Raw genomic sequence first — 13,222 nt, 5'->3', positions numbered from 1 at the left:
CTTAAGACGGGGCGTGGCAGTATGAGTGCACCACCAAGCCAATCACTCTGATATCCATTAATTATCGCCAATTGTATTCATTTAACAGCACGCTAACAATATATTAGGATAAGGGTTGATGATTTTTTTCATCCTTTATTGACCCCAATCAAAAGCATGTTAAATGTCAGTTAGCGACGCGTTTTAACTTAACTTTCTGAATAATGACGCATAATTAGTCACTAAGCATAGTATGCATTACGAGTAGGTGTAAACAATGTGTGATCCTGATAACCAGCAAGAATTGTGGAAAACTTACCAATCGATCGCGTTTCACGCTCCTCAAGCGCCAGATGCCGAAGCATTTGCTATTCTTACCGCATTTAATCCGCGTAGCCAACCTTTATCTGAGAAAGAGAATCAATCGCGCAATGCTCAGCTTGAAAGTGCAATGACACAACAAGGGATACGCTATTGGCCAATGAATGGTGGGGCGCCGGATGGGAGTTGGTATGAGCCGGGTTTTGCGGTTGCTGTGGATAAGCACGAAGCCATGTTATTGGCGCAACAATGGCAACAAAATGCCATCTATTGGGTAGAGAATGATAGTTTATGGTTGTTGCCTGTTTTGATGGATGCGTTCACACCTCAATCACTGAACGTGCGTTTTTCATCCTTGTTCACGGCAGCCACTCGCTAACTCTTTCCCACAACGAAAAAGGAGAAAGGCATCATGGACGATAAATTGCCGGACTTATGTGACAACCACCCGGAGGCGGTGCAATGGATCCCACTGCAGTGGCAGAACTATGGCGCTCATTGCTGCTTTGAAGGCCGAGTTCGTACAGTACGTTGCTATCACGATAATTCCAAAGTGAAGGCGATGCTGGCTACCCCAGGTGAGGGCCAGGTGCTGGTGGTGGATGGTTCTGGTGCGATGGATAGAGCCTTGCTGGGCGATCTTATCGCACAAAGCGCTGTTGATAATGGGTGGGCAGGCGTCGTCATCGTTGGGCCGGTTCGCGATGCGGCGACGCTAGCGACCTTGCCTATCGGTATTAAGGCTCTGGGTGTCTGTCCGATTAAAACGCAAAAACGCGATCAGGGCGATGTGGATGTCGCGTTAGCGTTAAACGGCGTGTCTGTGACGGCAGGTGATTATCTGTATGCCGATCTAAATGGCGTGATTGTGTGTGAAGAGCCACTGATCAGTTAATCTGGGCGGCGGGTTAAAAGTGCAACCCAACCCCGAGTTGATAAATCGATTCGGGGGAGGTTTCGGGACGAAACTCGACATCTAGCCCGGCATTCACATCAATTGACTCACTCAACTGGTAGCGACTGCTGACGCCCCACTGATTGATCAGGGTATCGTCATTATCGCGGCTAATTTGGCTCGAAAGACGCAGCTTGTCGGTAAAACGGTATTCAATCCCGCTTAACAACCCTTGTTGCGTGGTGTGTTGGTCGTTTTCGCTTTTCAGTTGCGTGCCCATATAAACAGATACATTACTGAGTGGGTAACGATAGCCTGACTGAATGGTCCAACTGTCAAAACCTTGTGTGGCTGATGGGATAGACTGAATAAAAAAATGATCAGCTGTCCCAGCTGGCAGCGTTTGCCAAGTTAACGGTTGGCCCCACGCAGGCGCTGCCACAGCTTGTAAGACGAGGGTCAACAGTCCTAGTTGTTTTATACTCAAATCCTGTGCCTCATTGTTCTTTTTAGGCTTAGCTCAGTCTTAGAAGACGCTGATGCGTTGCGATCAGTGTAGACAAAAAATAGATACTACTGCCGAATTTTGTCTCTCTCCTCACGCGTGCCGATAACGGTCGATAGACTAAACTGCCAATATATTGACGATTTGCCACTTTATTGGCGCAAAAAGGCGGTAAATCGCCAGTGTGCGGTTAACACATGATGACTGAGCAAATATTAGGCCGTTTTTGGTGAGAGCGTCGCGTGTCCTAACCGGTTTTCTTCACTGTAGGGACGCACATCATGAAAATGCCCGGCCTTTACCTGGCTTTGCAGTTGCTGCCAATAACCAGCTTCAAACAGCTCTGGGTGGAGGCGATCAAACTCGTCGGCAACGGTACGATTAACCAGTAAAAATGTGCGAAATTCTTCTGGGAATACGTCATTTTCGCCCACGCTGTACCAAGGCTCTGCAGCCAGTTCATCTTCTGGGTAGCGAGGTGGCGGAATATGGCGAAAGTTTACCTCAGTGAGATACGCTATCTCATCGTAATCATAGAAAATGACCCGATTGTGACGACTGACCCCAAAGTTTTTAAACAGCATATCGCCGGCAAAGATGTTGGCGGCGGCTAATTCTTTGAGTGCATCGCCATATTCTTGTACGGCTTGGGTGATCGCGTCCGGCTCGGCTTGTTCGAGATAAATATTTAACGGGATCATGCGCCTTTCCATGTAGAGATGGCGAATGCGCACTTCGTTGTCGGTGACGTTAACGCAGGAGGGGGCAACCTCGAGGAGTTCATCAATTAAGGCGTCACTAAAGCGGTCACGGGGAAAAATAAAGTTACGGTATTCTTGAGTATCGGCCATGCGTCCAACCCGATCGTGTTCTTTAACCAGGCGGTACTTTTCCCTTACTTGGGCGTGGGTCATTTGTTTTTGCGGAGCAAACTTGTCTTTGATGATCTTAAACACAAACCCATAGGAAGGCAGAGTAAATACTGACATCACCATTCCTTTGACCCCAGGCGCGATATCAAACAAGTCATCCGAGTTATCCAGGTGGTAAAGAAACTCGCGGTATAACTCGGTTTTTCCGTGCTTCTGGCAGCCAATCGCGGTGTAGAGCTCGGCGGGCGTTTTGTTGGGCATCAGCTGGTTAAGGAAGTCCACCAACGCCGCCGGCACAGGGGCGTAGACCATGAAGTACGAGCGGGCAAAACCAAACACGATGCTGACATCATCACTGTCGGTAATACAGGCGTCGATGTACAGCTCCCCTTGCTCGGAGATCGCGAGCGGCAGCACCAAAGGCCGGCGCTGGTTAGCCATATCGAGTCGGCCGATAAGGTAAGCGCCTTTATTACGGAAAAAAGGCTGACGAACCATTTCGAGGGTAAAGCTCATGGTAAGTTGCGGGCCAAACCGCGCTTGGAGTGTTTGTGTCACACGTTTGAGATCGCCGCTTTTATCCCGCCAAGGTGGGGTAAACGGGGTGCTATCGAGCATCCGCTCTAAGGTGGCGTAAATGCCGGCTTGCGATTGGAAGCGTCTTAATAAAGGGGTTGGATATTTGGGGATCCGTCCCCCTTGGGAGCTTTGCACGAACAGCTTATCGCGACGGATATTGCGGTGTTCAAAGATCCGGCAATACACAGAGTTAAAGAAACTCTCGGCGATATCGTAACGCGGGTAGTCATCAAGCAAGGTGACATAAGCCGCTTTGACTGCCATCAAAAAGGAGCGTGTGGCGTGCGCTTTGCCGAGCATGGCTCCTAGTTGTTGACTGACCAAACCAACATGATGGTCGTAGAACTGAATACGCGTTTTAAGCGCTTGTTGAACACTTTTCCAGTCTTGTTGCTCAAAGCGCTCCTGCGCACCGGAGGTGACATCGAGAAACCGGCCATACATAGCATCCGAGCCTTGTAGTATGGTATTGGCGACTAATTGGGCCATCGCTTCTTGGGTCATTCGCGCTCCTTGCGATCTGGTTGCTCCCTTGTTCAAGCTCGCAGAGTTTTGTTGAAAAAGCAATCAGGATCACTTTTTTGTTGACCTAAGCAACATGATTCGATACACCTAGAGAGAATCAAACAAAACAAATGATATACGCAACACACATGCAACTAACGATCAGCACCCAGACCACCACAACCACCATTATTATTACTGGCACATCATGTGTTGGTGCGGGCTGATACGCACAGAATTTCCAAAAAAGCCCGTACCTTCCCAGGTACGGGCTTTTTTTTATCTTAAAAGAGAGGTCCCAAACGGATGCGAGTTTTAAAATTTGGTGGCACGTCGCTGGCCGATGCTGAGCGCTTCAGTCGCGCTGCCGATATCATTGTCAGTAACCAGGGGCAGAGCGAGGTGTCTGCCGTGTTATCCGCCCCAGCGAAGGTGACAAACATCCTCGTTTCAGTGGTTGAGAACACGGTCAAACATGGTGAAGCGGAATTGCCGCTTAAAGAGCTAGAGCAGCTTTTCGTCGGCTTGTTTCATGGCCTAGCGGAGCGTCAACCCAACCTCGATACTCAGCCACTTTTCGATAAATTAACGCGCAGTCTCGGCCAGCTTCGCCAATATGTGCATGGCATGAGCTTATTGGGCTTATGCCCAGATAGCACCTACGCACGTGTCGTCAGTAAAGGTGAGCGTTTGTCGGTCGCAGCGATGCATGCACTACTCGAGGCGCGTGGGTACGCGGTGTTCGATGTTGACCCGGTGGAATACTTTGCCGCGTCGGGCAGTCACTTAAGTGCTGAAGTCGACATCGAAGTCTCATCGCAACGCTTCAAACAATCGCCCATCCCGGCGAAACACATTGGTCTAATGCCAGGGTTTATGGCGGGGAATGAAAATGGCGAGCTGGTGACCCTAGGACGGAATGGCTCAGACTACTCTGCCGCGGTACTCGCGGCGTGTGTACGTGCCGAGTGTTGCGAGATTTGGACAGATGTCGATGGGGTGTACAACTGTGACCCTCGCCTCGTACCGGATGCGCGCTTGCTAAAATCGCTGAGCTATCAAGAAGCGATGGAGCTGTCTTACTTTGGCGCGAAAGTGTTACACCCCAAAACCATCGCACCGATTGCGCGCTTTCATATCCCTTGTTTAATTAAAAACGCGGCGAACCCGCAAGCAGAAGGCACCTTAATTGGTGAGGATAGCGGGGAGGACAAGCTTGCGATTAAAGGCATTACCACCTTAAGCGACTTGAGCATGGTCAACCTATCAGGCCCGGGTATGAAAGGCATGGTAGGGATGGCATCACGCGTATTTGGTGCGATGTCATCGGCGGGGGTGTCGATTGTGTTGATTACCCAATCCTCTTCTGAGTACAGCATCAGTTTTTGTATTCAAAGCCAGGACAAAGAAAAAGCCGACAAGGTGCTGAGTAACCATTTTGAGCTTGAATTGAAAGATGGTCTGCTCGAGCCTGTCGAGTTTATGGATAATTTGTCGATTGTCTCTTTGGTGGGCGATGGCATGCGCACGTCGAAAGGTGTTGCCTCGCGCTTTTTCACCTCGTTGGCAGAAGTCAATGTTAATATCGTTGCGATTGCTCAAGGTTCATCGGAACGCGCTATTTCTGCGGTGGTGCCTTCAGAGCGAGTCTCTGAGGCGGTTAAAGCCTGTCATGAGAACTTATTTAATAGCCAGCATCATTTGGATGTGTTTATCGTCGGTGTCGGTGGTGTGGGGGGTGAGCTGATTGAGCAAATCCGCCGCCAACAAGCCAAGCTCCAGCAACAAGGCATTGTGATGCGGGTCTGTGGCTTAGCGAACAGCAAAGGGATGTGGCTTAACAGCCAAGGCATTGATCTAAATAGCTGGCGTGATGAACTCCCCAACCACCTGTCTACGTTCAGCTTAGCGGGGATGATCCAGCTCGTTCAGCGTAATCATATCATTAACCCTGTGTTGATCGATTGCACCGCCGATCAGCAGGTCGCCGATCAATATGCTGATTTCTTGCGTGCAGGCTTTCACGTGATTACCCCTAATAAGAAAGCCAATACCAGCAGCATGGCTTACTATCACCAGTTGCGTCAGGCGGCCCGCGCGACGCACCGCAAATTTATGTATGAGACCACAGTGGGCGCAGGCCTGCCGGTGATTGAAAACCTGCAAAACTTGATTGCGGCAGGGGATGAGCTGTCACGCTTTTCTGGGATCTTATCGGGATCGCTTTCCCACATTTTCGGCAAGTTAGATGACGGCGCCAGCTTTAGTGAGGCGACCAAGGTCGCGCGTGAAAACGGTTTTACTGAGCCGGATCCGCGTGACGATCTGTCGGGCATGGACGTGGCACGTAAGCTGTTGATTCTGGCACGTGAAGCTGGCATGGAGCTTGAGCTTGATGATGTTGAGGTCGAACCTGCGCTTCCGCCTGGCTTTGATCAGTCCGGTGATGTGGAAACCTTTATGACGCGTTTGCCGCAAGCCGATGAATATTTTAAACAATGGTCCGAGGCTGCCGCCAAAGAAGGCAAAGTATTGCGTTATATTGGTGGTATCGAAGACGGACGCTGTTTCGTCAAAATCCAAGCGGTATCTGACGATGACCCCATGAACAAAATCAAAGAGGGTGAGAACGCATTGGCTTTTTATAGCCGGTACTATCAGCCGATTCCTTTGGTGCTGCGAGGCTATGGCGCGGGAACCGCAGTGACCGCCGCCGGGGTGTTTGCGGACTTAATGCGTACACTGGGTTGGAAGTTAGGAGTCTAGTTATGGCAGTCCGTGTTTATGCACCTGCATCGATTGGTAATGTCAGTGTGGGATTCGATGTCTTAGGGGCAGCGGTGAGTCCTGTCGACGGTAGTTTACTGGGCGATGTGGTGGAAGTGGCAGACGGTGGAAACCACGCTTTTTCATTGCGCTGCCAAGGCCGCTTTATCGATAAGCTACCCGCTAATCAGCAGGATAATATCGTTTATCAGGCGTACTTGGCCTATGCCGAGGCGCTTAAAAGCCATGACTTGACGGTGAAGCCGGTGGCGATGGTGCTTGAAAAGAATATGCCTATTGGGTCAGGACTTGGCTCTAGTGCATGCTCGATTGTCGCCGCGCTCGATGCGTTGAATCGCTTTCATGACCATGCGCTCGATGAGACTCGCATGTTAGCGCTGATGGGAGAGATGGAAGCGTCCATCTCCGGTAGCTTACATTATGACAATGTCGCGCCTTGTTATCTTGGTGGCGTGCAGCTCATGCTGGAAAGCCAAGGGGTAATCAGTCAAGCGGTGCCACACTTTGAAAACTGGTATTGGGTGATGGCGTATCCGGGCATCAAGGTGTCGACGGCAGAAGCACGCACCATCTTGCCCGCCCAGTATCGCCGGCAAGATGTGATCGCCCATGGGCGCTATCTCGGCGGCTTTATTCATGCGTGTCACACGCAACAGCCTAAGCTCGCGGCGAGTTTAATTTGCGATGTGATTGCTGAACCGTACCGACAAAAACTGCTGCCGGGGTTTGTTGAAGCGCGCGAGTATGCCGCCAGTTGTGGCGCATTGGCGACGGGGATTTCCGGTTCAGGGCCAACCCTATTTAGCATTTGTGACGATAGACAGGTGGCAGAGCGTGTCGCGCAATGGTTACGCGAGCACTATATACAAAATGATGATGGCTTTGTTCATGTATGTCGCATTGATGGACAGGGCGCGAAAGAAATAGGAAGTCAGGCATGAAGCTTTATAACATCAAAGATCACAGTGAAACCGTGTCATTCTCTCAGGCGGTCCAGCAAGGTTTAGGTCGTGGCCAAGGGCTCTTTTTTCCCGAGAGCTTGCCCCACTTCGACGACATCGAGGCATTACTGGCCATGCCTTTGGTGGCGCGCAGTAGCGAAATTTTATCTGCATTAATTGGCGATGAGCTGCCTAAACAGCAAGTGAGTGAACTGGTTAAAAACGCATTTAGCTTTGCCGCACCGCTTACCCAGGTGAAAGATAATATTCACGCGCTAGAGCTTTTCCATGGCCCGACGCTCGCCTTTAAAGACTTTGGTGGCCGTTTTATGGCGCAGTCGCTGGCAGCGGTCTCTGATGGCAAAAAGATCACCATCCTCACGGCAACATCTGGGGATACCGGGGCGGCTGTTGCCCATGCGTTCTACGGTATTGATAATATCGATGTCGTCATCTTGTACCCGAAAGGCAAAATCAGCCCGCTGCAGGAAAAACTCTTTTGCACACTCGGCGGCAATATCCATACGGTCGCGATTAATGGCACCTTTGACGATTGTCAAAGCATGGTCAAGCAAGCCTTTGATGATAGCGAGCTTCGTCAGGCCATTGGTCTTAACTCGGCTAACTCCATCAACATTAGCCGCTTAATGGCCCAGATTTGTTACTACTTCGAGGCGGTGGCGCAGCTTCCTGCGCATAAACGCGATCAGGTGGTGATATCGGTGCCAAGTGGTAACTTTGGTAACCTCACGGCCGGTTTGCTTGCTAAAGCGATGGGACTGCCGATTAAGCGCTTTATTGCGGGAACCAATGCCAATGACACGGTACCGCGCTATTTGGACTCGGGGGAATGGTCTCCGCAGCAGACGGTCGCTACCTTATCCAATGCCATGGACGTGAGTCAGCCTAACAACTGGCCACGTATCGAAGAGCTTTTCCGCCGAGAGCAGTGGACGTTGAGTGAACTTGCCTCAGGGCGTGCTGACGATGAGGAAACGGCTGAGAGCTTAAAATCGCTCTCTCACGCGGGCTATTTGTGTGAACCGCATGGTGCGATTGCTTACCGTCTGCTGGCTGAGCAGCTTGAACCAGGAGAAGAGGGGATCTTCTTGTGCACCGCCCACCCGGCGAAATTTAAAGAGTCGGTGGATGCCATTTTGGATAAAGATATCCCCCTGCCTGGGCCGCTCGCGAAACACGCGAAAATGACGCTGCTTTCTCGTGAGCAAGAGGCGGATTTCCAAGTGCTACGAGACTACCTATTAGACATTAATGGCTAACGGGTAGAAGCAACGCACTCCAGCCTATGCCTGAAAAAACAGCCCGCGATAGCGGGCTGTTTCAGTGTAAGCGCTCTTGCGAAAAGCAATGCGCTTATAGTGAGCTGGTAAAGGTACGTGTAATGACGTCGCGCTGCTGTTCAGGCGTCAGTGAGTTAAAACGTACCGCATAACCGGAGACGCGAATGGTCAGCTGTGGGTATTTCTCTGGGTGCTTTGCTGCATCTTCCAGCGTTTCACGCTTCAATACGTTGACGTTAAGATGCTGGCCGCCTTCGTTGACCGCTTGTGTCTCGATATTCACCTCGCGGTAATCGAATTCACCCAAAGAAGATAGGGCAACTTCCTGATCCGCTTCAAAGCCTTGTTTAGCACAAACACAACGCGCTTGATCGGTGTCTTTATCAATCAACCAAATAGAATTAACGAGTTCATCATTGGCCGCTGAGGTTACTTGAATACCAGTGATCATGGCCTATCCCCTTTTATGATAGTGACTTTTATGATGTAAGATTTCATCATTTAGAGTGCCTATATATACCCTTTAAAGAGTGGGGTTTTATTGACATAAATCAAGTTTACCTCATAATTAACATTATGATATTTATTTTATATCAATCTTTTTTGAACTACAGTGAGGGCTGTAGCACGGCCGCTTCCGCACCGCGAGTCTTACGGGGATTTTTTGATTTAAAGTGTAGTAATTAAATTACAAATGAAAGTGGTGTGTGCGCAAACAAGTGTGCGCAAAAAAGAGGCAAATTTGCACCACTTGTGCTCATTGTGTGACTTAGGCTGATCAGCTTATAGGCTAACACCATGAATTTGTTGCTTTTATAAAGTTGGCATTAAAATTTCATTGCTAATGATGAATCCACAATGATGAGGAATGCCCCATGATTAAGCCAACCATGACGCGTGCGAGCTTACCGACCCCTAACCGCGCGGTACAAGGCCGCTGTCAGCGTCATTACCACTCACACACCGAACGAACAAAAGATCGTTGCACACACTGATTTTGCCATGCTGCCTCGTTAGAATAGCGCCAATATAATCAAAAGGAGCAACCATGACTCAGGCGCAAACGTGGCAGCAAGTATTGGCTGATGAGAAACAACAAGCGTATTTCCGAGAAACCCTTGCCTATGTTGAACAAGCACGTGCCAAGGGGGTGACGGTTTTTCCTCCGAAGGAAGATGTGTTTAATGCCTTTCGTTACACCGAGTTGGGCGAGGTGAAAGTCGTGATTCTGGGTCAAGATCCTTATCACGGGCCGAACCAAGCGCACGGGCTGTGCTTTTCTGTGCGGCCGGGTGTGAAAACACCACCGTCATTGGTCAATATCTACAAGGAGCTTGCCACCGATATTGAAGGCTTTACGCCACCTTCTCACGGTTACTTGAAAAGCTGGGCGGAACAAGGTGTGTTGTTGCTTAATACTGTGCTCACCGTTGAGCAAGGAAAAGCGCACTCACACGCCAAACTGGGTTGGGAAACCTTTACTGATCGTGTCATCGATGCGGTAAACCAGCAGTGCCAAGGCGTGGTGTTCTTATTATGGGGCGCGCACGCCCAGAAAAAAGGTAAAGCGATCGACCGTCAGCGCCACCATGTGCTCACCGCGCCTCACCCGTCACCGCTGTCAGCGCATCGTGGCTTTTTTGGTTGTCAGCACTTTTCACAAACCAATGCGTTGCTTCAGGCGCAAGGGAAGACGCCCATTGATTGGCAGCCTTATCTCGAGGCGGAGTAGGCTCAGTCGCTGAGGAGCGATGAAAAAAAGGTGCTCGGTGAGCACCTTTTAGCAATCCTATGTTGAGGGTGAGTTAATCGAGGTCCAGTTGAGAGAAATCGCCAAAAATATCGATTTCTTCCAATTCTTTTTTTAGCCGCTGTTTGTCTTTCAGCGCTTCAATTTCTCTCCATTTACGTTTGACTGGTTTCGCGCGTCCGTTGCGTTGTGGCTTGTCTTGCTCGAACAGATCGTTAAAGGCAATGTTTTCCATAGTCACCTCTTTTTCACCTTGCGGTCAGATTTTAAATACCACAGCTACCCCTAACGTAAAATTGAAGTATTTCTCATTTGTGGCAGTCCGATGAAGTTTTTATGAGACCGCAATCACTGATTTTTAAAATGAGTGACTGTTGCCCCAGCCGTGATGGGTTTGAATTGACCTAGAAGGTGGTTCACGCGAAGATTGCGCCGCATTGATCATTATCCTTACTTAATCACGACGAGGGACAGTCCATTGAGCCTACTCACTTTTATTAATGATCTGATTTGGGGGTCGGTGCTCATTTATGTGCTCATCGGTGGCGGGATCTTTTTTACCTTAAAATTAGGCGGCATTCAGTTTCGTCACTTTTCTCATATGTTTTCTGTCATGCGTCATAGCCGACGCCGTGAGGGGAGCAGCATTTCCTCTTTCCAAGCCTTGTGTACCGGGCTCGCCGCGCGAGTAGGGACGGGCAACATGGCCGGGGTGGCGGTCGCTCTGTCATTAGGTGGCCCGGGGGCAATCTTTTGGATGTGGCTAATGGCATTTCTCGGCATGGCCACGGCCTTTGCAGAGAGTACGCTGGCGCAAGTGTATAAGGTACGGGATCCGGACGGCTATTTTCGCGGTGGTCCTGCCTATTACATGGAACATGGCCTAGGAATGCGTTGGATGGGGGTACTCTTCTCCCTATTACTGATTTTGGCATTTGGGCTAGTGTTTAATTCGGTTCAAGCCAACTCTATCTCACAAGCGGCACAAGTGGCATTTTCATGGCCACCGGCCTATGTCGGCGCGGGGTTGGTGCTGGTTAGCGGGTTAATCATTTATGGTGGCTTACGTCAGATAGCGCGTACGGCAGAAGTGATTGTGCCCGTGATGGCGCTGTTATATTTGTCCTTGTCTTTGTATGTGGTGTTAACCCATCTTGATAAAGTGCCAGCGGTATTTTCTTTGATCATAGAAAGTGCATTCGGTCTCCACGAAGCGGCATCAGGCGCTTTGGGCTACACCTTGGCACAAGGCATGATTCAGGGGATTAAACGCGGATTATTCTCTAACGAAGCAGGCATGGGCTCAGCGCCTAATGCGGCGGCTTCAGCGACGCCTTATCCTCCTCATCCTGTTTCTCAGGGGTACGTGCAAATGCTTGGCGTGTTTGTGGATACCTTGGTGATCTGCACTGCTACCGTGGCGATTATTCTGCTATCAGGTGAGTACATTCCCGGCGGCGAAATCACGGGGGTTGAGTTGACTCAGCGGGCGTTAAGCGCACAAGTTGGGGAATGGGGCGAGCAGTTTGTGGCGGTCGCCATTTTCTTTTTCGCTTTTACCTCGATCATTGCCAATTATTCGTATGCAGAAACCAATCTGTTGTTTATCAATCATCGGTGTCGTCCGGCATTGCCGTACTTCCGTGCTTTAGTCTTGGGTATGGTCATGTTTGGGGCGCTGGCGGAACTGCCGCTGGTTTGGACTCTCGCGGATGCGTCTATGGGAATGATGGCGTTGGTAAACATGATTGCGATTTTTTTACTTTCGGGCATCGTCAAGCGGCTGGCAGAGGACTATCACACTCAGCGCTCATTGGGGCGGGTACCTGTGTTCGACAGTCGCCGCTTTCCCGAGCTGCACAGTCAGCTTGACGATAAGGCGTGGCCGCTCCCCAGACGTTAGTCACTGATACGCATGATGTGTGGTGGCGGGCGGTGGTTTTTTTATGCGGGAATGATAGGCTTAGCAAAAGATAAATAACAAAAGGGCGAGCAACATGCTGATAGTGGTTTCTCCTGCAAAAACCTTGGATTATGAAACGCCATTGCCGACAGACCGTTATACCCAACCTCAGCTTACTGAACACTCAGAGGCGTTGATTAAGGTTTGCCGTCAGCTTACACCGGCAGACATTGCCTCGCTTATGAAAGTCAGTGATAAAATCGCCAGTCTTAATGCTGTGCGTTTTTCTGAATGGTCTCCTTCTTTTACCCCAGATAATGCACGACCTGCGGCGCTTGCATTTAAAGGGGATGTGTACACAGGGTTAGATGCCAATTCGATGTCCGAGCAAGATTTTGATTGGGCACAAGATCATTTTCGTATGTTATCAGGCTTGTATGGGCTATTGCGGCCGCTCGATCTGATGCAACCGTACCGGTTGGAAATGGGGACCAAGTTGTCGACACCACGAGGCGACAACTTATATCAGTACTGGGGCGATATCATCACAGAGGCACTGAATGATGACTTGGCGGCACAGGGCAGTGAGCTATTAGTCAACCTTGCCTCCAATGAATACTTTAAAGCGGTCAACAAGAAGGTGCTTAAAGGCGACATCATCACCCCGGTGTTTAAAGATTATAAAAACGGTCAATACAAGGTGATTAGCTTCTATGCCAAAAAAGCCCGTGGCATGATGGCGCGGTATTTGATTGATAAGCGCGCGAGCTCAGTGGCGGACATTAAAGCGTTTAATGTGGCAGGCTATTACTTTAGTGAAGCCGACTCGAAAGGCAATGAGCTGGTATTTCTGCGCGACGAGCAATAAGCGGCGCCAGTGATAAA

At 49.9% G+C, this 13,222-nt stretch carries 12 protein-coding genes and 1 other annotated feature; of the genes, 8 read left to right on the top strand and 4 right to left on the bottom strand.

What is annotated here, in order from left to right; genetic code table 11:
* Nucleotides 1–256 precede the first annotated feature (256 nt).
* Both EHW56_RS08285 and EHW56_RS08280 read left to right on the top strand, forming a co-directional pair.
* Nucleotides 257–679, top strand: a complete 423-nt coding sequence (locus tag EHW56_RS08285; protein ID WP_046074052.1) for a DUF3293 domain-containing protein — start codon at nt 257–259, stop codon at nt 677–679.
* 33 nt (nt 680–712) lie between these two features.
* A complete protein-coding gene (locus EHW56_RS08280) occupies nt 713–1,195 on the top strand; it encodes a putative 4-hydroxy-4-methyl-2-oxoglutarate aldolase (RefSeq protein WP_152794986.1) in 483 nt (160 codons plus the stop codon).
* Between the two features lie 13 nt (nt 1,196–1,208).
* Here the strand turns inward: EHW56_RS08280 and EHW56_RS08275 are convergent, their stop codons facing one another.
* Nucleotides 1,209–1,682 (bottom strand): hypothetical protein, encoded by a 474-nt coding sequence (locus EHW56_RS08275; protein WP_046074054.1) that lies wholly within the window; start codon nt 1,680–1,682, stop codon nt 1,209–1,211.
* Between the two features lie 233 nt (nt 1,683–1,915).
* Nucleotides 1,916–3,655 (bottom strand): bifunctional isocitrate dehydrogenase kinase/phosphatase, encoded by a 1,740-nt coding sequence (gene aceK / locus EHW56_RS08270; protein ID WP_152794984.1) that lies wholly within the window; start codon nt 3,653–3,655, stop codon nt 1,916–1,918.
* A gap of 165 nt (nt 3,656–3,820) precedes the next feature.
* Nucleotides 3,821–3,937 (top strand) — a sequence feature (Thr leader region).
* A gap of 24 nt (nt 3,938–3,961) precedes the next feature.
* Between aceK and thrA the strand changes: the two genes are divergently transcribed.
* From thrA to thrC, 3 genes are read left to right on the top strand one after another with little or no spacing between them, the layout of a single operon-like run.
* Nucleotides 3,962–6,421, top strand: a complete 2,460-nt coding sequence (thrA, locus tag EHW56_RS08265; RefSeq protein ID WP_152794982.1) for a bifunctional aspartate kinase/homoserine dehydrogenase I — start codon at nt 3,962–3,964, stop codon at nt 6,419–6,421.
* Nucleotides 6,422–6,423: 2 nt separating this feature from the next.
* Nucleotides 6,424–7,383 carry a homoserine kinase gene (gene thrB / locus EHW56_RS08260; RefSeq protein WP_152794979.1) on the top strand — a complete coding sequence of 320 codons (960 nt, stop codon included), beginning with the start codon at nt 6,424–6,426 and terminating at the stop codon, nt 7,381–7,383.
* Nucleotides 7,380–8,663 carry a threonine synthase gene (gene thrC / locus EHW56_RS08255; protein WP_152794978.1) on the top strand — a complete coding sequence of 428 codons (1,284 nt, stop codon included), beginning with the start codon at nt 7,380–7,382 and terminating at the stop codon, nt 8,661–8,663. The genes thrB and thrC overlap by 4 nt, the downstream gene beginning before the upstream one ends.
* 94 nt (nt 8,664–8,757) lie before the next feature.
* On the opposite strand, the gene grcA is transcribed toward thrC, so the two are convergent.
* Nucleotides 8,758–9,135 (bottom strand): autonomous glycyl radical cofactor GrcA, encoded by a 378-nt coding sequence (grcA, locus tag EHW56_RS08250; RefSeq protein WP_046074059.1) that lies wholly within the window; start codon nt 9,133–9,135, stop codon nt 8,758–8,760.
* 597 nt (nt 9,136–9,732) lie between these two features.
* Between grcA and ung the strand changes: the two genes are divergently transcribed.
* Nucleotides 9,733–10,416 (top strand): uracil-DNA glycosylase, encoded by a 684-nt coding sequence (ung, locus tag EHW56_RS08245; RefSeq protein WP_046074060.1) that lies wholly within the window; start codon nt 9,733–9,735, stop codon nt 10,414–10,416.
* A gap of 73 nt (nt 10,417–10,489) precedes the next feature.
* Here ung and EHW56_RS08240 read toward each other — a convergent pair whose 3' ends face one another.
* Nucleotides 10,490–10,669 (bottom strand): DUF3545 family protein, encoded by a 180-nt coding sequence (locus EHW56_RS08240; RefSeq protein WP_046074061.1) that lies wholly within the window; start codon nt 10,667–10,669, stop codon nt 10,490–10,492.
* A gap of 243 nt (nt 10,670–10,912) precedes the next feature.
* Between EHW56_RS08240 and EHW56_RS08235 the strand changes: the two genes are divergently transcribed.
* Complete coding sequence (locus EHW56_RS08235) at nt 10,913–12,337, top strand: sodium:alanine symporter family protein (RefSeq protein WP_152794976.1); 1,425 nt, start codon at nt 10,913–10,915, stop codon at nt 12,335–12,337.
* Between the two features lie 94 nt (nt 12,338–12,431).
* On the top strand, nt 12,432–13,205 hold the full coding sequence (gene yaaA / locus EHW56_RS08230; protein WP_152799511.1) for a peroxide stress protein YaaA: 774 nt from the start codon (nt 12,432–12,434) through the stop codon (nt 13,203–13,205).
* Nucleotides 13,206–13,222: the final 17 nt, after the last annotated feature.

It is taken from the genome of Salinivibrio sp. VGrn1 (assembly GCF_009377995.1).
GTDB lineage: Bacteria > Pseudomonadota > Gammaproteobacteria > Enterobacterales > Vibrionaceae > Salinivibrio > Salinivibrio siamensis.
This window is presented reverse-complemented; position numbering and strand designations above follow the sequence as displayed.